This window comes from Rhodomicrobium sp. R_RK_3, assembly GCF_002198715.1.
In the GTDB taxonomy this organism is placed as follows: Bacteria; Pseudomonadota; Alphaproteobacteria; order Rhizobiales; family Rhodomicrobiaceae; genus R-RK-3.
This window is the reverse complement of record NZ_MWLK01000027.1, coordinates 1-20,718: the sequence shown is the minus strand read 5'-3', so window position 1 is coordinate 20,718 and position 20,718 is coordinate 1. Positions and strand designations below refer to the sequence as shown.

The following is a 20,718-nucleotide window of genomic DNA, read 5'->3' as shown; positions in this document are numbered from 1 at the left end:
TTACGCCTGTCCGGCAAAGCCGTCCCGCTTCAGCCGGACGATGGCGAGGTCGAGGGCGGAGAGGAAATTGGAGCGGTCGCGCGGCTGGAAGGGTTTTGGGCCGCCGGTGATCTGGCCGGCCGAGCGCAGACCGTCCATCAGATTGCGCGTCGCGAGCGCCATGCCGATGGAATCCTGCGTCCAGGCGCGGCCGGTCGGCGAAATCACGTCCGCCCCGGCCTTGATGGCGCGGCTGGCGAGCGGCACGTCCGCCGTAATCACAATGGCGCCGCGCGCGGCCCGCTCGGCGATCCAGTCATCGGCGGCATCGGGACCGCTGCCGACGATCACCCGCTCGATCAGCGGATCGCGGGGCACGGCGATGAAGCTGTTGCTGACGACGTACACCTTCAGCCCATGCCGCTCCGCGACGCGGTAGATCTCCGCCTTCACCGGACAGGCATCGGCGTCGACATAGATGGCGATGGTCTTGGGAGGCTCGGTCAAACTGGCGGTCCGCATGGTTGCGCCAGATTAATAACACGGTGCCGGCATCCCCGCACCGCTTGACAGCGATAACGTGAGCATCTATCACATTTGTGTAATGTGACAAATGCTCATGTTTTGCGGCGGAGGCGGGAATGACGAGGTGCCACGGCAGGCAGCCTGTCCACGGAGGCCGTCATGATTGAGCGCGCGGCGGTGTTTCTCATCTTCGCCGGAGCGATCGGCAGCGGGCTGGTCGCAGGCATTTTCTTCGCCTTCTCCTCCTTCGTCATGGCGGCGCTGGCGCGGCTGCCCGCGGAGCAGGGCGTCGCGGCGATGCAATCGATCAACATCACTGTCATCAACCCCGGCTTCTTCCTGGCCTTTTTCGGCACCGCCCTCATTTGCCTCGCGCTGATCGCGGGCTGGATTTGCGGCTGGGGCGACATCGACGGCAAGCTGGTCCTGCCGGCCGCTTGCCTGTATCTCGCCGGATGCATCGGCGTGACCATGGCCTGCAACGTTCCCCTCAACGAGGCGCTCGCCGCGCTCCCGCCGGCCACGCCGGAAGCCGCCAAACTGTGGCTACGCTATCTCGTCGACTGGGCCTTCTGGAACCACGTCCGGACCGTGGCGCCGCTCCTCTCCGCGATCCTTTTCACGCTCGCCCTGATGTAGCGCCACCCGCTTCGGTCGATGGAGGATGCGCCGCCGTGGCGGGCCGCTGGGGTCGTGTTACGGCCGCAATCGATTTGCCGCGCAATGAAATCAAAGCGTAGCCGGTGGAAGAGCATTTTATTGGACGTCGTCGTCGAGCGCGCCGGATTTTCTGAGCGGCCTTAGTATCGGTCTCAACCGGACGCTCGACCGCCGCACAAAATCAAAGGTAAGCGATGCGCAAATCGGTCTATGCTCTGGCATTTATTGCGATGATGTCGCCAATCACGGCGGCGTTCGCGGAAAATAGTTCCGCAGCCCAGGTTGCGCGGGGAAAATATCTGGTCGAATTGGGCGGTTGCAATGATTGCCATACGCCGGGCTACCTGCTCGGCAAGCCGGACATGTCGCGCTATCTCGGCGGCTCCGATGTCGGATTCGAAAATCCGGCGGGCGGCTTTGTCGCGCCGAACCTGACGCCGGACCGCGAGACCGGGATCGGCGCCTGGAGCAAGCAGGAGATCGTGACCGCGATCCAGACCGGCGTCCGGCCGGATGGGCGCATTCTCTCCCCGGTCATGCCGTGGCAGGCTTTCGCCAAGCTCACCCAGGCCGATGCCGACGCCATCGCCGATTATCTGAAGACCCTCAAGCCGGTGAGCCACAAGGTGCCCGGCCCATTCGCGCCCGGCGAGAAAGCAACGTCTTTCATGATGGTGGTCAAGCCGCCGGCGGCAGCTTCGGCAAAAGCTGAGACGTCCCGCTGACCTCCCGCGCGGGCCGATATTTAATGCATTTTGATTCAGCCCCGAAGGGCACCAGATCATGAAGAAGATCGACGCCATCATAAAGCCGTTCAAGCTGCATGAGGTGAAGCAGGCGCTGCAGGATATCGGCGTGCAGGGCATGACCGTGAGCGAGGCGCGCGGTTTCGGCCGCCAGATCGGCCAGCCCGAGATCTATCGCGGCGTCGAATATGCCGTTCACTTCCTGCCCAAGGTGAAGATCGAAATCGTGCTGCCGGACGCGATGGTGGAAAGCGTGATCGGGACCATCCAGAGCGCGGCCCTGACCGGACGGATCGGCGACGGCAGGATTTTTGTCTCCGCCGTCGCGGAGGCCATCCGCATCCGCACCGGCGAAACCGGCGCCGACGCGATCTAAGTCTTGTGCCTAAAGCCTCGCCGGCCGCTGGGACTGCTCCCGCCCACTTCGGCGGTCACGGTGGCCCGGTGACGCTCCAGCCGTTCCACGCACTGTCCTCGAAGCGGGCGGGCGGGCTGGAGCACGCGGGAGGCGGGCGGCCCGACACCGTGCCGCCTCCCGCCGATTCCCCCGGACTCGATCCCATAGCCCACCCTGGCTGCGGCGGATCGTCCTGTTTTCAGTACGCTAAATCCCTTAAAAACAGGCATAAATCGTCGCAGGTATACCAGATGCGACAGCTTGCATTCTCAGCCGTCTGTCCAAAAATTCTATGATGCAGAATAACTTAAGCGCCTATGCGACAGATATATGACGCTTTTTCGCCATCGTCAGCCGGCGGCATGACACGATTGTATACTTGTCTGTCAATCCGTACCGCTCCATATAAATGCTGCTGATTTGCCATAGTTGGACTCTAGTGATTGGAGCCGCTATGTGCAGGCAGGCGAAGTCAACGGAAAGGCAGTTCAGTCCGTGACCACAAAGCATATGGAAGCTGACGAATGGCTTGGTCAGTCATCTGACGTACCGCACCGGGCCTTATTTGAGGGCGCGGCGCTCGGCCATGACGGGCCCGGCGCAATTGCCCTGAGACGCCCGGATGTGGGCGACGGGCTCGACAAGCATATCCGCATTTTGGTGGTCGATGACGATCCCGCAATGCGGCATATGCTCATCGACTATTTCGAGGAGCATGATCTGTCCGCGACCTGGTCGGCCTCGCGCCAGGATCTGGTCAGGGTTTTCGCCGGGGGCGAGCCCAGCCTGATCGTGCTGGATATCCGGCTCGGCCATGAGGACGGGTTCGACCTGTTGCGCGAGATCCGGTCCCGCTCGGATGTTCCGGTCATCATTACGACCGGCCACCGGCGCGACGAGGTCGACCGGATCATCGGGCTGGAGCTCGGCGCGGACGACTACATCACCAAGCCGTTCAGCCTCAGGGAGCTGCTGGCGCGGGTCAGGGCGGTGTTGCGCCGCCATGAGATCGGCCGGACCTCGCAGAAGCGGGAGCCGGAGCGCGGCGGCTACAGGTTCGACGGCTGGCAGCTCGAGCGCCGCAGCCGCCGGCTGGTCGCGCCGAACGGCAATCAGGTTCCGCTTACCAAGGGCGAGTATGGGCTATTGCTGGCCTTTCTCGACGCGCCGCAGCGTCCGCTCAGCCGTGAGCAATTGCTGCATGCCACACGCATGCACGAAGATGTGTTCGATCGCAGTATCGACGTCCAGGTTTTGCGATTGAGACGCAAACTCGAATACGATCCTAGCGCGCCGCGTTTCATCCAGACCGAACGCGGCGTCGGTTATGTGTTCGCCGTCAACGTCGAGACCTATTAGGACCGTGGGCGGGCTGTAATATGCTGGCATCGGCGCCCGCATATTACAGCCGCAACCTTCGATCCATGCATTGACACGGCCTCGCAACGCGGACGCTTTACGCTTTTCTCCAAACGCGTCCGCAATGGTGCGATGGCGCGGGGAGATTACAGCACATGCATCGCAGAGCCTTGCTGAAGACGGCGGCGGCAAGCTTGGCGGCCGGCGCGCTGGCGGCGCCCGCCATCGCGCAGACCAGCCCGGAGATCCGCTGGCGGCTGACATCGAGCTTTCCCAAATCGCTCGACGTCACCTATGGCGGGGCCGAAGTCTTTTCCAAGATGGTGGCGGAGCTCACCGACAATCGGTTCAACATCCGCGTCTTTGCCGCCGGCGAACTGGTGCCGGGCCTGCAGGCGCTCGACGCCGTCTCCAACGGCACCGTCGAGATGGCGCACAGCGTTTCCTATTATTATGTCGGCAAGGACCCGACCTTCGCCATCGCCTCGTCGGTGCCGTTCGGGCTGAATGCGCGCCAGCAGAATGCCTGGCTGTTCCAGGGCGGCGGTAATGAGGCGTTCAACGAGTTCTATGCGAAATACCACGTCTACGGCTTGCCGATGGGCAATACCGGCGCGCAGATGGGCGGCTGGTATCGCAAGGAAATCAAGTCGGTCGCCGACCTGTCGGGGCTGAAGCTGCGCGTCGGCGGCATCGCGGGACAGGTGATGGCCAAGCTCGGCATCGTGCCGCAGCAGCTTGCCGGGCCGGACGTCTATCCGGCGCTCGAGCGCGGCACCATCGACGGCGTCGAATGGGTCGGCCCGTATGACGACGAGAAGCTCGGCTTCGTCAAGGTCGCGCCCTATTACTATTATCCCGGCTGGTGGGAAGGCGGGTCGAGCCTGCACGGCTTCATCAATCTGGAGAAGTGGAGCGGGTTGCCCAAGAGCTACCAAAGCGCCGTGGTCGCGGCGGCGACCTATGCCAATACCTGGATGCAGGCCCGCTACGACGCCAAGAGCCCGCCCGCGCTAAAACGCCTGATTTCGGAAGGCGCCAAGCTCAGGCCCTTCCCGGCCGACGTGATGGACGCCGCCTATAAGGCGTCCCAGGAGCTTTACACCGAGATCTCGGCCACCAATGCCGATTTCAAGGCCATGATCGAGCGCATGACCGCCTTCCGCGACGAGCAATATGCGTGGTGGCAGGTCGCGGAATACGGCTATGACAGCGACATGATCCAGCGGCTCGGCCGGGCGGCGAAATAGGCGCGGGGCGGCCGCGCCCTTGCGTTGCAGGGCGGCCGCCGTCGTGCATTTTGCCTCTTCGCGGCCGTTGGCTCGGTCTGTTCCGGCGCCACAACGGCACCGGTCAGGCGCCGCCCCGCCCCTTCTTCAGCAGGGCGCGGCGGGCCTCTCCCGCCAGCCAGATCTCCGCCTTGTCGAACGACCAGCCATTTTCCAGCACCAGCGTCGACAGGCCGGCATAGCCGAAATAAAACCAGAGGATGTCGATGGCGTCCTGCCTCGTGATTCCCTCCCTGAGCGCGTTGAGATCGGCGAGACGGTGCGCCGGGGTGGCGAGCGCCGCGCGATAGCGCTGCGTCGCGGCGGCCCAGGTTTCGCCGGCGCTGTCCTCATGCGGCGCCGTCTCGACGATCAGCCGCAGCGTATCGCCGAACTCCTCGCGCACGATGCGCACGCCCTTGGCGAGCAGATCGATGATCTCATCCGGATCGGCGCTGCGCGAAATCGCCTCCATCGTCGTCGCGACCGCCGAGGCGGTCGTGCCGATCTCCATCAAGGTCCGCAGCAAACCTTGCTTGCCACCGGCCACGGCGTAAACCGTCGCCGGCGAAACGCGCGCGAGCTTGGCGATGTGCTCGACCTTGGTGGCAAAATAGCCATTCTGACAGAAAAGCTGCCGGGCAGCGTCCACGATCGCCTGCCTGGTCGCCTCCGCGTATTCCTCCCGCCGCGTGGACGGACGATCAGTGCTGTCTGACATTTGGGGGGTTACCTTCTCGCGTTTGCCCACCATTTTGACTGGGGATCGACTCCGGTCAATAGGACAAAGCGCAGAGTCGGCCGGCGAGGACCGCTCAGGGCGCGTTCCGGTCGCGGCCTCCGCCCGCATCCCAGCCAGGTCCGGCGCGGGAGACGGGTCCGGCATGCCAGACTTTTTTCTCTGTACCAATATGGCCATGGTGGTGAAACGCCGTGTTGGCCTCGAGGTTGCCCCGCCCTGTCTGACGCGCTGGGGCGGGAGCGCGGCACCTATCGGGCCGGCAGGCCGAACGCAGCGTTTTCCTCAGGACTGGCAAGCCAGTAACCATATTTCAATGCCAGTTTGAAGAAGCGCTGCAATTCGGCGTCGGTCGGCGGTCCGGACGGCAGGGACCGCGCAGGGCGTCCGGCTTCGTACAGGAATCGGCCCATGCGCACCGTCGTGACGATGAGCATGGAGACCGGCACGCCGGACATATTGAGGAAAGCGTGCATAACGCCGCCCGGCACGTCGAAAACGTTGCCCGAGCGCAATGTCGTCCAGCCGTCGTCCTTCAGGCCCTGCAATTCGCCGGAAAGCACGTAGAAGGTCTCGCGGTCGTCATGGCCATGCGCGAGCACCATCCCGGCCGGGGGGAGGGTGGCCTCGATGACGCAATAATCCCCATCGCCCTGGTTGAGCGGCGTCACATGATGGATCCGCAAACCCAGGACGTCGAGCACCTCATGGGCGCCTGCCGATGGGACGAATTCCGGTCGGCTCGGCCGGGCCGTCTCGGCAAGGAGACCGGCCCCCGCGGCGGACCCGTTCTTGGCGGTCATAAGCAATTTCTCCGTTGCAGAGCGCTGGACCCTCGCATCCCCGCGCTACCCGAAGGTTTCAGAGGTGTAAGACTCGGCTACGGACGTAACGCAGCTTTGGCAGCCCGCCACTTGTGATTGCAGATGTAACCGCCGGCCAACTCTCCGTCATCGTTGCGTAGCCTGGACGTCCTTCCTTGAGGCTCAACCGCGGATTGGCCGAATTGCCATCCGCCGAGGGACCATTCAGGAGACCGGATCGATGCAACCTCAGCCGAGGGCACGCGCCCGATTCAGCGGCGCATCGCGCGCGCTTGCCGCACTCGCTCTTCCCCGGCACAAAATCGGGAGGGCATAGCCATGATGGTGCCCACCCTTGCCGCCGACCTTCCGTCGTTTTTCGGCCTGTTCGGCATGCTTTGCCTCGCCGTTTGGCCGCTGTTCCGCTCGCGCGTCGCCATGCTGTCGGTCCAGCTTGCCGCGGTGAGCGGACTGAGCCTGCATTATGCCCTGCTCGGCGTGACGACCGCCGCCACCGTAGACGGACTTGGCGCGTTGCAGATCGCGCTCGTGCTGGTGCTCGGGACGCGGTCGGAGCTGCGCTGGATCGGCTATTTGCTGGCCATCGCCATGGTCGCGTCGAGCGTCGTGACCTGGCAGGGCACGGTGTCGCTGCTGGCCGCGACCGGCATGGCGCTGATCGCCATCGGCCGGCTGCAGGAGCGGGCCGGGCCGATGCGCGCGCTGGTCCTGGCCGGCGGCCCGTTCTGGCTGGCGCATGACCTGATGGTCGGCTCGCCCGTCGCGGTGGCCGACGCGGCGAGCCTTGCCTTCGGCCTGGGGCGTCTCGCCTGGGAGCGGATCAAGCGGCGCCGCCCGCGCCGCCCCCGCGTGCCGCTCGCTTTCCCGATGCATGGCGTCGGCTGACCGCCGGATGGCCGCCCGCGCCCGGACGCGGCGGCTATTCCGCCCGAGCCGGAAAGAACCGGTTCTCCGGGCGCGGCAGGCCGAGATTCTCGCGCAATGTCGCGCCCTCATACTCCCGCCGGAACAGGCCGCGCCGCTGCAATTCCGGCACGACGCGGTCGACGAAATCGTCGAGGCCTTTGGGCAGGTAGGGAAACATGATGTTGAAGCCGTCGCTGCCCTCCTCGACCAGCCACTGCTCCATCTGATCGGCAATCGTCTGGGGCGTGCCGACAAGGGCGAGCCCGCCATAGCCGCCGAGGCGCTGGGCGAGCTGGCGCACGGTCAGGTTTTCGCGCCGCGCGAGCGTCGTCACCCGTTCCTGCCCGCTGCGGCTGGCATTGGTCGGCGGCAGATCGGGGAGCGGCCCGTCCGGATCGAAGCCCGAGGCGTCATGGCCGAGCATGACGGAGAGCGAGGCGAGGGCGCTGTCATAATGCACCAGGCTGTCGAGCAGGGCCCGCTTTTCACGCGCCTCCTCGACGCTGTCGCCGACCACGACGAAGGCGCCCGGCAGGATCTTCAAATGGTCGCGATGGCGGCCGAGCTTTTCCATCCGGCCCTTCACGTCGGCGTAGAATTCCTTGTCCCTGGCGAGCGTCGAGCCGGCCGAGAACACCACCTCCGCCGTCTCGGCGGCAAGCTGGCGTCCGGCATCGGACGCCCCGGCCTGGAAAATCACCGGCCAGCCCTGCACCGGGCGGGCGATGTTGAGCGGCCCGCGCACCGAGAGATATTGGCCCTTATGGCCGAGCACATGCATTTTCTCGGGATCGAAATAGAGGCCGCTCTCAGCGTCGCGGATGAAGGCGTCGTCGGCGAAACTGTCCCAGAGGCCGGTGACCACATCGTAGAATTCGCGGGCGCGCACATAGCGCTCATCGTGCTCCATATGGTCGTCGAGCCCGAAATTCAGCGCCGCGTCGGGGTTCGAGGTGGTGACGATGTTCCAGCCCGCGCGGCCGCCGCTAATATGGTCGAGCGAGGCAAAGCGCCGGGCGACGTGGTAGGGCGCATCGAAGGTGGTCGAGCCGGTGGCGACGAGGCCGAGCCGCTCGGTCACCGCCGCGAGCGCCGAGAGCAGGGTGAACGGCTCGAAAGAGGTCACGGTATGGCTGCGCTTCAGCGCCTCGACCGGCATGTTGAGCACGGCGAGATGATCGGCCATGAAGAAGGCATCGAACTTCCCGCGCTCGAGCGTCTGGGCGAGTTTCTTCAGCACCGGGAAGTTGAAATTGGCGTCCGGCACCGCGCCCGGATAGCGCCAGGCGCCGGTGTGAATGCTGACGGGGCGCATGAAGGCGCCCAGACGCAATTGCCGTTTCGCTGCCATGACCATCATCTCCTCGCCGCGCCGGGACATGCGGTCCGCGCGGCCTGTCGCGTTTGATATGTTCGCGCCGCGAGCGCCGCGCAAGGCGCCCCTGGCTAGCGGCCGTCCTTGCGGGGGTTGATTCTGAAATCGGGGATAAGCGAGCCGCCGAGCAGCACGGGCGTCCATACCGGCATGCAATAGGAGGCGACCGGCGCCATGAAGGGAATCATCGCGGTGCCGGACGGCGTCTTGCAGGTGGCGCGGGTGCCGGGGACGGGATCTGCGCCGGGGCCGAGTTTGCGGCGGCGGTAACGCGCCAGGTCAATCACATCCGCGATGCGTTTTGCCACGCCGTGCTCCCAACATTTACCGGGCAGCTTATGAAACCAGAGGCGTCATCAGAGCGGAACCAAGTATTTCTGCAAAGCTTCGCAGAAGATGAACCGGGACCGCTCAAAGCCGGTCGTAATTGCCCCGCCAATAGACCAGTCCGTCGCCGTTTTCGGCGAGCTGAACGCCTGCCACCCGGCCGATCACGATGACGTGCGAATGGCGCTCGATCAGCTCCTCGAGCTCGCAATCGACCGAAGCCAGCGCGTCGGACAGGATCGGCGCGCCGGTCGCCAGCGTCTGCCAATTGGCGCCGTCGAAGCGGTCCTCGCCCTGCGCGCCCATGCGTCCGGCGAAGCGGTCGGCGAGCATCTGGTGCTGGGCGCCGAGAATGTTGACGGCGAAGCGCCGGCTGCGCGCGATCAGCGGCAGCGATGTCGAGGTGCGGATCATGCAGAACAGCAGGCGCGGCGGCTCGACGGAGAGCGATGTCACGGACGTCGCGGTAAAGCCGTTGCGCACGCCGCCATCGGCGCAGGTCACGATGCTGACGCCGCTCGCGAGCTGGCGCATCGCCCGCTGCAGGTTCGGCGTGTTGGCTGACGGGGCGGGCGGCGGCGAAATGATCATGTCCGGGCGTCGTCCCCCGCTGGCTGGGCCGGCACAAGGACGGCGTGCGATGTCATACGGAGCTTCATGCTGTCCAAATCATAAGCCAATCACGCGGCAGGGCCAAAGAAGGAAAACTGCTGACCTTATGCGAAGTTCAGACCCGCCCCATGCGCCCGGCGCGGGCCTGTCGCATGCGGGCGCCCCGCCATGCCCAACCTCAACCGATCGGATAGGGTTGCCGATCCGCCTCGCTACGCCGGAAGAATGAGGGTCATGCCGCGCTTCGAAGTCCGAGCCTCACTTGCACCGGGCGCCATGCGATTCGCAAGCGTTTGCTACGGCTGAGTTTTTCCATAAGTGACGCCGAATTTCCGGGCCGTGCGGGCGGTTACGCCAAGCTCGTTCGGAGAACAGGCCATGGTTATCCTCCTATCTTGCGTAGGAAGTAAAAATCTGCTTATTGGATTTTCGCAGTAACGCGAGTTGTTAAAAATTTATTCAAGAAGAGGTTCATTAAAATGGTTCGTATACCACACGGTGGAACCGTCGAACGCGATCGCGAAGGTGGGCTCTCTATTGAAGCAATCGTGGGTGATACTCACAAGTTCGGCTTCATGTTCCCGAACTTGCAAGCGAACAGCGCCAACCGGCTGCCCGAGAGCGATGCGACAGTCGAGGCGTTGAAAGTGCTCGGCGAGGCGATGGTGGACGCCAATGAGCCGCCCCCGAGCGGCACTGTAAACGACGCGGGCGACGGTCCGATACCTGCCGCCTATACGTATCTGGGGCAGTTCATCGACCACGACATCACCTTCGACAAGACCGGCGCCCCGGTCAACGATCTCGCCGTTCCCAATCTGCGGCCGCGCCCCGATCTGGAAGGACTGATCAACACGCGCTCGCCGACGCTGGAGCTCGACAGCGTCTACAGCGATCCCGCGCCGCGCGACCCGGCCAACCCGGCGCTGATGAAGATCGGCAAGGTCCAGCGGATCAACGGCTCTCCCCCGCGCACGCAGCCCGTTCCGGGAAAAACCGACTTCAACGATGTCCCCCGAAAGCCCCGCAACGCCAACGAGCTGATCGACCGCGAAGCCCTGATCGGCGACCCGCGCAATGACGAGAACCTCATCGTCGCCCAGCTCCACCTGGCGTTTCTGAAGGCGCACAACAAACTGGCGACGACGAAAAATCTCGATTTCGCCGGCGCGCGGCGCGCGCTCCGGCAGCGCTATCAATGGATGGTGCTGTATGATTTCCTGCCGCGCATCTGCAACCGGCACATCCTGAATTCGCTCTGGGAGACCGGCTCGAACTGGAAGGTCGCCGACGAGGAACAGCTCTTCATGCCGGTCGAATTCGCCGTCGCGGGCTACCGCTTCGGCCATTCGATGATCCGCACGGTCTATGATTACAACCTCAACTTCCCGGACGCGAGACTGTCGCTGCTCTTCACTTTCACGGCGCTGAGTGGCCAGCTCGGCGATTTCGACACGCTGCCGGACAATTGGATCATCCAGTGGGAGCGCTTCGTCGCGCTGAACGGTTCGGCGCCGCAAAAGGCCCGCGCCATCGACGCCCAGCTTACGGATTTTACCTTCAAGCTGCAGGACACGTTTGGCAAGGTCGAGGGTTCCGATCCTGAAGTCCCCGGCGAGGTCAAGCGGATCGCGCCGAAACTGGCGGTCCGCAACCTGCTGCGCGGTTACTTCCTGCGCCTGCCGACCGGACAGGCCGTCGCCAAGGCGATGGGCATGCCGGTGCTCGAGGGTGCGGCCCTGCTCGCCGCGCTGCCCACCCAAAAGCTGAAGGACGCCGCGGAGCCGTTCAAATCCGCGACGCCGCTCTGGTTCTACATCCTGGCGGAAGCGGGTGATCCGAAGGGCGCCAACGGTCAGCATCTCGGCCCGGTCGGCAGCCGCATCGTGGCCGACACTTTCTATACGCTGATCAAATATTCCGAGGATTCGATCCTGAAGCCGGGGACATATCTTGATTTCAAGAGCTTCACGCTCGCCGACCTGATCGCCCTGGCTTCCGACGACACCGTCTGACATCGCCTTACGCATTGGGCAAAGCAGCCCGCCGGCGCCGCCTTCCCCGGAAAGCGGCGCCGGCGGGACGTCCGCGCGACTCCGCCAGCAGCCATTTCATCAAGGACATTTGGGATGCAACGGTTCAATCAGGTCGGCCCCTGGACCCACTTCACCGTCGAGGGCGTGTCGCGGCCGTTCTACATCATCCGCTTCGATGCCTCCGGCCAGTGCATCTCGCCGCAAACGCGCGAGCACATGCTGCGCGACCTCGCCGCCGGGGATTATACCGACGTGCTGCTGTTCAGCCATGGCTGGAACAATGATTGGGAGGACGCGACCGGCGCCTATCAGCGCTTCGTCACCGGCTTCCACGCCTTTACCGGCGCGCAAGGGCGCGGTCTGCCGGCGAGCTACAAGCCGCTTTTCGTCGGCGTGTTCTGGCCGAGCGTCAGCCTCGTGCTGCCCTGGGAGCAGGCGCCGAACATCGCCTCGGCTCCCGGGCTCGAGGACGCCGCCGCCGACCCGGAGCTTGCCGCCATCGCCGAATTGCTGGGCGAGCCGGAACGCGCCCGCTTCCTGGCGCTCGCCGGCCAGACCGCGCGGCTCGACACGGCGCAGGCGCGCGAACTCGCCGGCCTCTTCGTGCAAATCCTCAATCCGCTCGACGACATCTCGTTGCAGCCGCAGCCGAAGCTGACGGCGGACGAGTTGCTGACGGTCTGGCGCGCCGCGCCGCCGCTGTCGAGCCCGGCCGCAGCGGGGACCGGCAAGGCCGATCCGGCCCCGGACGGCGCCGGCATGGTCGGCACGCACCCGCCCGCCGCCGGACCGGGCGCACAGGCGGCGAGCTTCCTCGACTCTCTCGATCCGCGCTGGCTGGTGCGGCTCGCAACCGTGCGCATCATGAAGGACCGCGCCGGAGTGGTGGGCGCGAACGGAGTGGCCTCGCTCTTGCAGGATCTGGTGGCGGCCAAGCCTGCCCGCGTGCGCGGCATCGCGCATTCCTACGGCGCCAAGCTGCTGCTCACCGCCTTGGTGCGCGCCGAGCTGACCCGGCGTCTGCAATCGGTGCTGCTGCTGCAGCCGGCGGTGTCCTATCTCAGCTTCGCCCCCGACGCCGGCCAGGGACGCAGCGGCGGCTTCCGCCCGGTGCTGGCCAAGATCGACCAGCCGATCCTCTCGACATTTTCGCGTGCGGACACGCCGCTGTATCGCATCTATCACCACGCCGTGCGCCGGGCCGCCGATATCGGCGAGATGCAGATCGCCAGCGACGGCGTGCCCAGCCGCTATGCCGCGCTCGGCGGCTATGGCCCGGCGCCGCTCCGGGGCGGCGAAAGCCTGTTGCAGCCTCTGCCGGATCCCGGTGCGGCCTATCCCGCGCCCGGTCCCGCCCTGCGCATCGTCGGTCTCGACGGCTCGGCGGGCATTCACGGCCATGGCGACGTCGCAAACGGCCACACATTCTGGGCGCTGCTCAATCAATTGCGCGCATCGGATCCGGGCGGCGCGCCGGCCTCGAACTGACTTTGCCCGTAGCGCGGGGGCTTGCCCGGCGTGGGCAAAATGTCGGACAAAGGCTGCTGGCGCGGCCGCCCCCCGGCCGCCTGGCGAAAAGGAGATCGTCATGCCCGACGCCCGCGCAAGCTCTACGTTTCGGGACCTGCATCATCGCCGCGGCGCCTTCATCATTCCCAATCCGTGGGATGTGGGATCGGCGAAAATCCTCGCCTCGATGGGGTTCGAGGCGCTGGCAACGACCAGCGCGGGCTACGCCTTTTCGCTCGGCCGCAAGGATGGCGGCGTCGGCGCGGCCGAGATGCTGGACCATTGCCGGGCGATCGTCGCGGCGACGCCCCTGCCCGTCTCCGCCGATCTGGAAAAGGGTTTTGGCGACACGCCGCACGCCGCCGCCGACACCATCCGGCAGGCCGCGGCCACCGGCCTTGCCGGCGCATCGCTGGAGGATTTCTCCGGTGACCGCGGCCAGCCGATCTTCGATTTCGCTTTGGCCGTCGAGCGCATCGCGGCGGCGAGCGAGACCGCCCGCAACCTCGGCCGCGATTTCGTGCTGACCGCGCGGGCGGAGAATTTTCTGCACGGCCGCCCCGACCTCGACGACACCATCAAGCGCCTGCAAGCCTTCGAAGCCGCCGGCGCCGACGTGCTCTACGCCCCCGGCCTGCGCAGCCTCGAGCAGATCCGCACGGTCTGCGCCTCCGTCGCCAAGCCCGTCAACGTGCTGATGCCCGGTGCCGCGATCGGTCTGGCCGAACTGGAGGCGGCGGGAGCGAAGCGTGTGAGCGTCGGCTCTGGCCTTGCGCGTCTCGCCTATGGCGCCCTGATCGCGGCGGCGCGGCAGATGCGCGAGGAAGGCAGCTTCGCCTTCGCCGGCACCGCCGCCAGCTTCGCCGAGATCGAGGGGCATTTCTGAGCGCCTGGAGACGTCCGGTCCGGGCTGGGAGCTCGTCCCGTCAAGGGGGGCGACGGGCGCCGCCGCCTTTTACTGCGTCCGGATGCTCACCGGATTGCGGTCGGGGACGCCGAGGCCGTCGGAGAGGGTGGCGGGGTCGACGGCCTGTTCGGCCACCGGCGTGCATTCGGCGCCTTGCAGCACCTTCACCGTGTCGGCCGCAAAGCTCGGGCCCCGGATCGGCGCGCGCAGCACGACGAGACCGTCGAGGCCCGGCGTGATGACGATGATCTGCTCGTCGCCCTCCTCCGAGCGCTCGGTGCTGACCTCGTCGGCAAGCCGCGAGCGCGGCACCAGCAGCAGGCGCAATTCGCGGCGCTTTGCCTCGGCGCCGCTGATGAAGTAGAAATTCTCGCCATGCCGGCCGGACACCGCGATGCTCCAGGTCGGATCGCCGAGCGCCGTTTTCACCAGCACATTGTTCTTGCTGAGATCGTAGCGGCAGAAGGCATAGGCGATGTCGGGCGCCATGAAGGGCAGGGGCGTGTTGCTGGCCGCGACCGGCAGCACCTGGATGTGGTTCTCCGACGAGATCCGCGACAGCCGCGCCCAGGCGTCGCGCGAGGCGACGTAAGGCACGCCGAACACCGCCAGGATGTGGATGATGCCCGCGCAGAACAGCGAGGCCACGAGCCAGGGCCAGAGTGTGCGCATCAGCAGCTCACCCTTTTGATGATCGGCATGGCATTGGCATTGGCGGCGCCGACATCCTCGCCCTGGCCGACCGCGAGCGGCCGGATGATGCGCAGCACGAGGGTCAGGTTGTGGCCTTCGCCGGAGGGCAGCCAGTGGCCGGGACGGGCGCCGGGCGCGAGGGCGATGCGCTGGGTGCCGTCGGGCAGGATGGTGAGGTTCTGGCTGCTGAAGGCGTGGCGCGAGGCCTCGTTCGGGATCAGCTTGCCGTCCTCGTCATAGACCGCGATGGTCCACCACAGCGCGGCGAGCGGCCGGGCGACGATCTCGTAATCGCAGTAGGAGGACAGCGCGCGGCCGTCGCTGTCGCGGGAGGCGAAGAAGGTCAGGCCGTTGGCGGAGTTGATCGGCAATTGGCCGGAACGGGCGATATGGGCGCGCGTATAGGGATCGGCGGTGAGGCCGCCGGCATTGATCCAGGTCGTCCACGGGCCGGCGCGGCTGACCACCATGCCGAAGCCGTCCTCGATCATGTAGCCGGCCGAGCCCAGGCCCAGCACGAGCGAGACGCCGGCGAAAATGAGGAAGGAGAAGAAGTTGTTCACGGACGGCCATTCCCAGCGATTTGGTCGCGCAACCGGCGCCGCTTGCCCTGGCGGCGGCGGGCGCCCCACGAAACGGTCCCGGCGCCGCCGCGATCACCCAGCGGCCTCTGCTTCCAAGCCTTAGCGCCGAAATCGTGCATGCAGCTTGCCGCTATTGGGCGGCGCCGGACGCCACGCGCGGACCCGGCCCATTGCCGTCCAGCGACGCGCCCCGGACCCCGTTCAGATCGAGCGGTTTGGCTTCTTTAAACATCTTGGTCAGAGCGAGCAACATCTGCCGCGTCTTCGGCGGCATCCGGCGCGCCCCGGCGCCTTGCGCGACGGTGCCGAGCGTCGGATCGTCCTTCTTGATTTCGGCGATGCGCGCCATCTCCTCGACCTGCTTCGGATGCAGCGGCACGCCCGGGATTTGGGGGATGTTGTAGCTCGTGGTCGCGGCGACCATGTAGTCGTGCCAGGTGCGCGCCGGCAGCGCGCCGCCCGTCACCTTGTTCATCGAGGTGAAGCTGTCATTGCCGTACCAGACGCCGGTCACATATTGGCCGGTGAAGCCGATGAACCAGGCGTCGCGATAGTCCGAGCTGGTGCCGGTCTTGCCGGCGACGCTGGTGAAATCGAGGGCGGCGGCGCGCCCGGTGCCTTCGGTGATGACGTGGGTGAGCATCTCGTTCATGGTCTCGACCGCCTTGCGGTCGAAGATCTGCTTGGCCGGCGGCTCGTCATTGGCGCGCGAATAGACGAGCTGATCCTGCGAATTGCGGATCTCGGTGATGGCGTAGCCCTTGACCTGCTTGCCGCCCGAGGCGAGCGTCGCATAGCCCGACGTATGCTGCAGCGGCGTCACGCCCTGGTCGCCGAGCGCCATCGAGCAGCTCTTCTTGATCTGGGTGAGCCCGACGCGCTGCAGCGTATCCAGCACCTTCTCGCGCCCGTAATCGAAGGACAGTTTCACCGCGACGGTGTTGATCGACAGAGCGAGCGCCGTGGTCAGCGTCATGCGGCCGCGGAAGCCGCCGGAATAGTTGCTGGGGGACCAGTTGCCGCAGGAGACCGGGCTGTCGCTGGTGACCTGATTCGGCTTGGCGCCGTTCTCCAGCGCCGTCAGATAGACATAGGTCTTGAAGGACGAGCCGGGCTGGCGGTAGGCCTTGGTGGCGCGGTTGAACTGGCTCTCGCCATAGTCGCGCCCGCCGACCATCGCCCGCACAGCGCCGTCGGTTTCCATCGACACCAGAGCGGCCTGCCCGACATGCAGCGACTTGCTGTTCTGGTCGAGCGTCGTCTCGACGGCCTGTTCGGCGGCCTTTTGCAGTGCGATGTCGACCGTGGTGCGGGCGACCAGATTATATTCGCCCTTCTTCTGCATCAGGCGCTGGGTCTCGTCATAGGCCCAGTCGAGGAAATAGTTCGGCGTGTAGGAATCGGCGTTATCGATGACCTTGGCCGGGTTGAGTCTGGCGCCGTGCACCTGACCCTCGGTCATGAAGCCGGCATCGACCATGTTGGTCAGCACCTGATTGGCGCGCGCCCGCGATTCCGCCGCATTGGCGTGCGGGGCAAATTTCGTCGGCGCCTTGAACAGGCCGGCCAGCAGCGCCGATTCGGCCAGATTGATCTCGCGCACCGACTTGCCGAAATAGAATTGCGAGGCCGCTTCGACCCCGAACGTGCCGCCGCCCATATAGGAGCGGTCGAGATACAGCTTCAGGATTTCCTTCTTGCTCAGCCGCGCTTCCAGCCACAGGGCGATGAAGGCTTCCTTGACCTTGCGCTCGAAGGAGCGCTCGGAGGACAAAAACAGGTTTTTCGCCAATTGCTGCGTCAGCGAGGAGCCGCCCTGCACCACGTCATTGGCCTGGACGTTGGCGACCATGGCGCGGGCGGTGCCGAGCACGTCGACGCCGAAATGCTCGAAGAAGCGGCGGTCCTCGGTGGCGAGCGTCGCCTTGATCAGATTGTCCGGAATTTCCTCGAGCGGCACCGAATCCGAATAGAGGATGCCGCGCTTGCCGATCTCGGCGCCGTTGCGGTCGAGGAAAGTGACGCTATATTGTGCGGCGGTGCGCCAGGCCGGATCGTTGGTCGACTCGAGCGAGGGCAGGGCGAGCGTCAGCACGCCGATCAGTCCGAGCGTGCCGAGCGTTGCGGCTTCCGAGCAGAATTCGGCGACGATGCGGCGGAAGCCTGAGACCCGGAACTGGCTGACGAAATTGGAGTAGCCGGACCACAGATCCTGATATTTGGCCCAAACGGCGTAGAGGCTGGAATCGATCCAGGAATCGAGCGCCCACCAATCGACCAAGCGATTGCGGCGGTTCGGTTTGAAAATCCAGTCGCGCAACGGTCCCGGCCCTCTACTCGCGTCAAAATCGGTCCATGCATAGTCTAAAGAGCGCTTGCGGGGAATACAAAACCCGGTGACATCCACGCCCTACCGGCGGTCCGCCTGTGCCACTATAGCCCCGCGCCGGTGTCAAAGGCGATAACACGCTAGCGAGTTCCGTTCGATGCAAGACGAATTGCCCTTCTGGAAGACCAAAAGCCTCGCCGAGATGAGCCGCGAGGAATGGGAATCGCTTTGCGACGGCTGCGGGCGCTGCTGCCTGATCAAGCTGGAAGACGAGGACACGGCGGAGATCGTCTATACGCGGGTGGCCTGCAAGCTGCTGAATATTGGCTCGTGCCGGTGTCGGGATTATGTCAACCGGCGGGCGAAGGTGCCCGATTGCGTCGAGCTGACGCCGGAGGCGGCTGGGAGCCTGGAATGGCTGCCTTCGACCTGCGCCTACCGGCTGATCGCGAATGGGCAGGAGCTGGAATGGTGGCATCCGCTGGTGTCGGGCGATCCGGAGACGGTGCATGAGGCCGGGGTGTCGGTGCGGCGGTTCGCGGTGGGGGAGCGCAAGGTCAGGGATGGCGGGTATGAGCGGTTTTTGATGCGGCGCTGGTGAGCCGCGACGGGCAGGATTTACGCAATAGGTAAGCTTCCGGATTTCCACCGCAACGCTTCCCGTGTATAGTCTCAGCATGATCCGATAACTGGGCCGGCGGGCAGACGATGCTTCTGCCGCTGCCGCTACGGCAGCCGCCCGATGGCCCGCCTTTCGCTTGCGCCTCGCGCATTCTCAAGAGAGTCCCCGTTTGCCGCCAGATATGATGCCCGGCCACTCACCGGCCGACTGGGCCGCGATCGCCCGCGACTATGCGGCGGGAACGCTCCGCGTGGACGATCTCTGCATTTTGCATGGCGTCGCCTGGAGCGTGCTTTACCGCCGCATCAAGAGCGAAGGCTGGCCGCTGCGGAATGAGTCCGGCCGCCGCGCCCGCCGCCACCTGCGTCCCGATTTGACCAAGCGCCTGCTCGTCGCGCTGGAGCTGAAGATGACCCAATTCGAAAAACGCATGATCGAAGCCGGCGCGCCGGTGACATCGGCGGATAGCGAGCGCGACGCCCGGACTCTGAACACGCTGGTGCGGCTGTTCGAGAAGCTCAAAGGCTTCGGCGAAAAGGCCGCCGCGTCCACCCGCTCCCGCGCCGCGACGCAGGCCGCCGGCGATCCCGCCGCTTCCGCCGGAAAGGACGCCCATGACGCGGACCGCCTCCGCCAGGAGCTTGCGCAGCGCCTTGAAAAGCTGCGCGCCGGGCTCGGCGGTTGAGGCCTTCGCGCGGAGCCTGAGCCCGGAGGAGATCGCCTTCCTGGCCCAGGACTGGCAGCTCTGGGCGCGCGACGACCAGCTTCCGCCGGAGACGGCGCAGGGCGGCGCGGCCTGGACGACATGGCTCATCCTCGGCGGCCGCGGCGCCGGCAAGACCCGCGCCGGGGCCGAATGGGTGCGCGGCCTGGCGCTCGGCCGGCCGCCTTTCGCCGGGCGCGCCATCGGCCGGATCGCGCTGATCGGCGAGACGCTGGGCGACGCGCGCGCCGTCATGGTGGACGGCCCCTCCGGCCTGCTCGCCATCCATCCGGCGGCGGAGCGGCCCGTCTATAATGGCTCGCGCCGCGAACTGACCTGGCCGAACGGCGCGGTGGCGCAGATTTTTTCCGCCGACGACCCGGAATCGCTGCGCGGTCCGCAATTCGGCGCCGCCTGGGCGGACGAGCTGGCCAAATGGCGCTATGCCGACACCGCCTGGGACATGCTGCAATTCTGCCTGCGGCTCGGCGAGCGCCCGCGTCAGACGGTGACCACCACGCCGCGCCCGATCCCGCTGCTCAAGCGCCTGATCGCCGATCCGTCGACCGCCATCAGCCGCGCCGCGACCAGCGCCAATGCCGCCAATCTGGCACCCGGCTTTCTCGGTGCCATCGTCGGCCGCTACCAGGGCACCCGCCTTGGCCGGCAGGAGCTCGAGGGCGAGCTCATCGAGGACCGTCCGGACGCGCTCTGGCGCCGCGCCGCGCTCGACGCCGCGCGCGTCGCCGGCGCACCGCCGCTGGCGCGCATCGTGGTCGCGGTCGACCCGCCGGTGTCGAGCGGCCCACGCGCCGACGCTTGCGGCATCGTCGCCTGCGGCCGCGCCGAGGATGGCCGCGCCTATGTGCTCGCCGACGCCACGACGCAAGGCCGCGCCCCGCTCGACTGGGCCCGCGCCGCCGTGCGTCTCCATGACAGCCTCGATGCCGACTGCATCGTTGCCGAGGTCAATCAGGGAGGCGAGCTGGTCGCTCAATTGCTACGTCAAGTTGCGCCCAATATAGCGGTGCGCATGGTGCGGGCAACTCGGGGCAAATACTTACGGGCCGAGCCGGTCGCGGCGCTCTATGAGCAGGGCCGCGTGGCGCATGTCGGCGTCTGGCCCGAGCTGGAAGACCAGATGTGCGATTTCGGGTGGGACGGCCTGTCGGGTCGCAGGAGCCCGGACCGCGTCGACGCGCTGGTCTGGGGGCTGACGGAGCTGGTGCTGGAGGTGCGGGGGGTGCCTCGGGTGCGGGGGCTGTAGGATCCGAATCAAGCGAGCAAATTACGCAGCGCTTTCCTTCACTTTGCGCGGACGCGTGGCAGCTTCCTGCATGTCAATTGGCGCGGGCTTACCGCCTTTCAACCAATCGAGGATCGCGGAACGAAGTAGTGCGGCTAGTGCCAACACTACGTCCGCAGTCTTGAGTGGTTGCCAATCAATCGTCATGGAATCACCCGATTGTTATTTCTCCCGCGATTGCTGTTGTCCGACGTTTTTACGCAAGCAACCATTGGTTGCGATCAACAAGTTGCCGCGAAAGTTCTCAGTAAAGGGTTGTCAATGCCCCTCCGCGCCCTAGCCGCCACCCTCCTCCGCTACGCCTCCCCTCCC

21 protein-coding genes are annotated in these 20,718 nt (G+C 65.9%); 12 read left to right on the top strand and 9 right to left on the bottom strand.

Going from position 1 to position 20,718, the window contains the following annotated elements:
* A complete protein-coding gene (locus tag BLEFHOIH_RS15290; RefSeq protein WP_088346892.1) occupies positions 1 to 501 on the bottom strand; it encodes a YaiI/YqxD family protein in 501 nt (166 codons plus the stop codon).
* 162 nt (positions 502 to 663) lie between these two features.
* Here BLEFHOIH_RS15290 and BLEFHOIH_RS15285 point away from each other — a divergent pair, with 162 nt between their 5' ends.
* The 5 genes from BLEFHOIH_RS15285 (at position 664) to BLEFHOIH_RS15265 (ending at position 4,916) form a co-directional block, all read left to right on the top strand.
* Positions 664 to 1,143 (top strand): anthrone oxygenase family protein, encoded by a 480-nt coding sequence (locus BLEFHOIH_RS15285; protein WP_088346891.1) that lies wholly within the window; start codon positions 664 to 666, stop codon positions 1,141 to 1,143.
* 251 nt (positions 1,144 to 1,394) lie between these two features.
* Positions 1,395 to 1,889, top strand: coding sequence for a cytochrome c (locus BLEFHOIH_RS15280; RefSeq protein WP_245297028.1), 495 nt, complete (start codon positions 1,395 to 1,397; stop codon positions 1,887 to 1,889).
* Positions 1,890 to 1,947: 58 nt separating this feature from the next.
* Positions 1,948 to 2,286 carry a P-II family nitrogen regulator gene (locus tag BLEFHOIH_RS15275; RefSeq protein ID WP_088346889.1) on the top strand — a complete coding sequence of 113 codons (339 nt, stop codon included), beginning with the start codon at positions 1,948 to 1,950 and terminating at the stop codon, positions 2,284 to 2,286.
* A 516-nt stretch (positions 2,287 to 2,802) separates the two neighbouring features.
* Positions 2,803 to 3,666: a response regulator gene (locus tag BLEFHOIH_RS15270; RefSeq protein ID WP_280950370.1), complete on the top strand. Its 864-nt coding sequence runs from the start codon at positions 2,803 to 2,805 to the stop codon at positions 3,664 to 3,666.
* A gap of 155 nt (positions 3,667 to 3,821) precedes the next feature.
* Positions 3,822 to 4,916 (top strand): TRAP transporter substrate-binding protein, encoded by a 1,095-nt coding sequence (locus BLEFHOIH_RS15265; RefSeq protein ID WP_088346887.1) that lies wholly within the window; start codon positions 3,822 to 3,824, stop codon positions 4,914 to 4,916.
* Positions 4,917 to 5,019: 103 nt separating this feature from the next.
* Here the strand turns inward: BLEFHOIH_RS15265 and BLEFHOIH_RS15260 are convergent, their stop codons facing one another.
* On the bottom strand, positions 5,020 to 5,655 hold the full coding sequence (locus BLEFHOIH_RS15260) for a TetR/AcrR family transcriptional regulator (protein WP_088346886.1): 636 nt from the start codon (positions 5,653 to 5,655) through the stop codon (positions 5,020 to 5,022).
* Between the two features lie 269 nt (positions 5,656 to 5,924).
* On the bottom strand, positions 5,925 to 6,476 hold the full coding sequence (locus BLEFHOIH_RS15255) for a cupin domain-containing protein (protein ID WP_088346885.1): 552 nt from the start codon (positions 6,474 to 6,476) through the stop codon (positions 5,925 to 5,927).
* Positions 6,477 to 6,815: 339 nt separating this feature from the next.
* Between BLEFHOIH_RS15255 and BLEFHOIH_RS15250 the strand changes: the two genes are divergently transcribed.
* Positions 6,816 to 7,382 (top strand): YgjV family protein, encoded by a 567-nt coding sequence (locus BLEFHOIH_RS15250; protein ID WP_088346884.1) that lies wholly within the window; start codon positions 6,816 to 6,818, stop codon positions 7,380 to 7,382.
* A 34-nt stretch (positions 7,383 to 7,416) separates the two neighbouring features.
* Here the strand turns inward: BLEFHOIH_RS15250 and BLEFHOIH_RS15245 are convergent, their stop codons facing one another.
* From BLEFHOIH_RS15245 to BLEFHOIH_RS15235, 3 genes are all read right to left on the bottom strand, one after another.
* Positions 7,417 to 8,754 carry an LLM class flavin-dependent oxidoreductase gene (locus tag BLEFHOIH_RS15245; protein ID WP_088346945.1) on the bottom strand — a complete coding sequence of 446 codons (1,338 nt, stop codon included), beginning with the start codon at positions 8,752 to 8,754 and terminating at the stop codon, positions 7,417 to 7,419.
* Between the two features lie 95 nt (positions 8,755 to 8,849).
* The gene (locus BLEFHOIH_RS15240) at positions 8,850 to 9,086 is read right to left on the bottom strand and encodes a hypothetical protein (protein WP_088346883.1); all 237 of its coding nucleotides are present in this window, start codon (positions 9,084 to 9,086) and stop codon (positions 8,850 to 8,852) included.
* Between the two features lie 103 nt (positions 9,087 to 9,189).
* Positions 9,190 to 9,696 (bottom strand): flavin reductase family protein, encoded by a 507-nt coding sequence (locus BLEFHOIH_RS15235; RefSeq protein ID WP_088346882.1) that lies wholly within the window; start codon positions 9,694 to 9,696, stop codon positions 9,190 to 9,192.
* Between the two features lie 569 nt (positions 9,697 to 10,265).
* Here BLEFHOIH_RS15235 and BLEFHOIH_RS15230 point away from each other — a divergent pair.
* The 3 genes from BLEFHOIH_RS15230 to BLEFHOIH_RS15220 all read left to right on the top strand — a co-directional run bounded on the left by BLEFHOIH_RS15230 (position 10,266) and on the right by BLEFHOIH_RS15220 (position 14,148).
* The gene (locus BLEFHOIH_RS15230; protein WP_170937177.1) at positions 10,266 to 11,732 is read left to right on the top strand and encodes a heme peroxidase family protein; all 1,467 of its coding nucleotides are present in this window, start codon (positions 10,266 to 10,268) and stop codon (positions 11,730 to 11,732) included.
* Positions 11,733 to 11,846: 114 nt separating this feature from the next.
* The gene (locus tag BLEFHOIH_RS15225) at positions 11,847 to 13,241 is read left to right on the top strand and encodes a hypothetical protein (protein ID WP_088346880.1); all 1,395 of its coding nucleotides are present in this window, start codon (positions 11,847 to 11,849) and stop codon (positions 13,239 to 13,241) included.
* 100 nt (positions 13,242 to 13,341) lie between these two features.
* Entirely contained in the window at positions 13,342 to 14,148 is an 807-nt protein-coding gene (locus tag BLEFHOIH_RS15220; RefSeq protein WP_088346879.1) for an isocitrate lyase/phosphoenolpyruvate mutase family protein, read from the top strand.
* 69 nt (positions 14,149 to 14,217) lie between these two features.
* Here BLEFHOIH_RS15220 and BLEFHOIH_RS15215 read toward each other — a convergent pair whose 3' ends face one another.
* The 3 genes from BLEFHOIH_RS15215 to BLEFHOIH_RS15205 all read right to left on the bottom strand — a co-directional run bounded on the left by BLEFHOIH_RS15215 (position 14,218) and on the right by BLEFHOIH_RS15205 (position 17,727).
* On the bottom strand, positions 14,218 to 14,841 hold the full coding sequence (locus tag BLEFHOIH_RS15215) for a hypothetical protein (RefSeq protein WP_088346878.1): 624 nt from the start codon (positions 14,839 to 14,841) through the stop codon (positions 14,218 to 14,220).
* On the bottom strand, positions 14,841 to 15,425 hold the full coding sequence (locus tag BLEFHOIH_RS15210; RefSeq protein ID WP_088346877.1) for a DUF1214 domain-containing protein: 585 nt from the start codon (positions 15,423 to 15,425) through the stop codon (positions 14,841 to 14,843). The genes BLEFHOIH_RS15215 and BLEFHOIH_RS15210 overlap by 1 nt, the downstream gene beginning before the upstream one ends.
* Before the next feature lie 151 nt (positions 15,426 to 15,576).
* Complete coding sequence (locus BLEFHOIH_RS15205) at positions 15,577 to 17,727, bottom strand: PBP1A family penicillin-binding protein (protein WP_245297027.1); 2,151 nt, start codon at positions 17,725 to 17,727, stop codon at positions 15,577 to 15,579.
* Positions 17,728 to 17,932: 205 nt separating this feature from the next.
* Here BLEFHOIH_RS15205 and BLEFHOIH_RS15200 point away from each other — a divergent pair, with 205 nt between their 5' ends.
* From BLEFHOIH_RS15200 to BLEFHOIH_RS15190, 3 genes are all read left to right on the top strand, one after another.
* Positions 17,933 to 18,376 (top strand): YcgN family cysteine cluster protein, encoded by a 444-nt coding sequence (locus BLEFHOIH_RS15200; protein ID WP_088346875.1) that lies wholly within the window; start codon positions 17,933 to 17,935, stop codon positions 18,374 to 18,376.
* 190 nt (positions 18,377 to 18,566) lie between these two features.
* A complete protein-coding gene (locus BLEFHOIH_RS15195) occupies positions 18,567 to 19,082 on the top strand; it encodes a hypothetical protein (protein ID WP_125461724.1) in 516 nt (171 codons plus the stop codon).
* Positions 19,012 to 20,367, top strand: coding sequence for a terminase family protein (locus BLEFHOIH_RS15190; RefSeq protein ID WP_088346873.1), 1,356 nt, complete (start codon positions 19,012 to 19,014; stop codon positions 20,365 to 20,367). The genes BLEFHOIH_RS15195 and BLEFHOIH_RS15190 overlap by 71 nt, the downstream gene beginning before the upstream one ends.
* Positions 20,368 to 20,718: the final 351 nt, after the last annotated feature.

What these genes read in the sequence shown, in the direction of transcription:
- BLEFHOIH_RS15235 (WP_088346882.1), bottom strand. Translation starts at nt 9,696, where the DNA reads ATGATCATTTCGCCGCCGCCCGCCCCGTCAGCCAACACGCCGAACCTG.
- BLEFHOIH_RS15260 (WP_088346886.1), bottom strand. Translation starts at nt 5,655, where the DNA reads ATGTCAGACAGCACTGATCGTCCGTCCACGCGGCGGGAGGAATACGCG.
- BLEFHOIH_RS15200 (WP_088346875.1), top strand. Translation starts at nt 17,933, where the DNA reads ATGCAAGACGAATTGCCCTTCTGGAAGACCAAAAGCCTCGCCGAGATG.
- BLEFHOIH_RS15190 (WP_088346873.1), top strand. Translation starts at nt 19,012, where the DNA reads ATGACGCGGACCGCCTCCGCCAGGAGCTTGCGCAGCGCCTTGAAAAGC.
- BLEFHOIH_RS15245 (WP_088346945.1), bottom strand. Translation starts at nt 8,754, where the DNA reads ATGGCAGCGAAACGGCAATTGCGTCTGGGCGCCTTCATGCGCCCCGTC.
- BLEFHOIH_RS15275 (WP_088346889.1), top strand. Translation starts at nt 1,948, where the DNA reads ATGAAGAAGATCGACGCCATCATAAAGCCGTTCAAGCTGCATGAGGTG.
- BLEFHOIH_RS15280 (WP_245297028.1), top strand. Translation starts at nt 1,395, where the DNA reads ATGATGTCGCCAATCACGGCGGCGTTCGCGGAAAATAGTTCCGCAGCC.
- BLEFHOIH_RS15220 (WP_088346879.1), top strand. Translation starts at nt 13,342, where the DNA reads ATGCCCGACGCCCGCGCAAGCTCTACGTTTCGGGACCTGCATCATCGC.
- BLEFHOIH_RS15290 (WP_088346892.1), bottom strand. Translation starts at nt 501, where the DNA reads ATGCGGACCGCCAGTTTGACCGAGCCTCCCAAGACCATCGCCATCTAT.
- BLEFHOIH_RS15265 (WP_088346887.1), top strand. Translation starts at nt 3,822, where the DNA reads ATGCATCGCAGAGCCTTGCTGAAGACGGCGGCGGCAAGCTTGGCGGCC.
- BLEFHOIH_RS15215 (WP_088346878.1), bottom strand. Translation starts at nt 14,841, where the DNA reads ATGCGCACACTCTGGCCCTGGCTCGTGGCCTCGCTGTTCTGCGCGGGC.
- BLEFHOIH_RS15225 (WP_088346880.1), top strand. Translation starts at nt 11,847, where the DNA reads ATGCAACGGTTCAATCAGGTCGGCCCCTGGACCCACTTCACCGTCGAG.
- BLEFHOIH_RS15285 (WP_088346891.1), top strand. Translation starts at nt 664, where the DNA reads ATGATTGAGCGCGCGGCGGTGTTTCTCATCTTCGCCGGAGCGATCGGC.
- BLEFHOIH_RS15255 (WP_088346885.1), bottom strand. Translation starts at nt 6,476, where the DNA reads ATGACCGCCAAGAACGGGTCCGCCGCGGGGGCCGGTCTCCTTGCCGAG.
- BLEFHOIH_RS15250 (WP_088346884.1), top strand. Translation starts at nt 6,816, where the DNA reads ATGATGGTGCCCACCCTTGCCGCCGACCTTCCGTCGTTTTTCGGCCTG.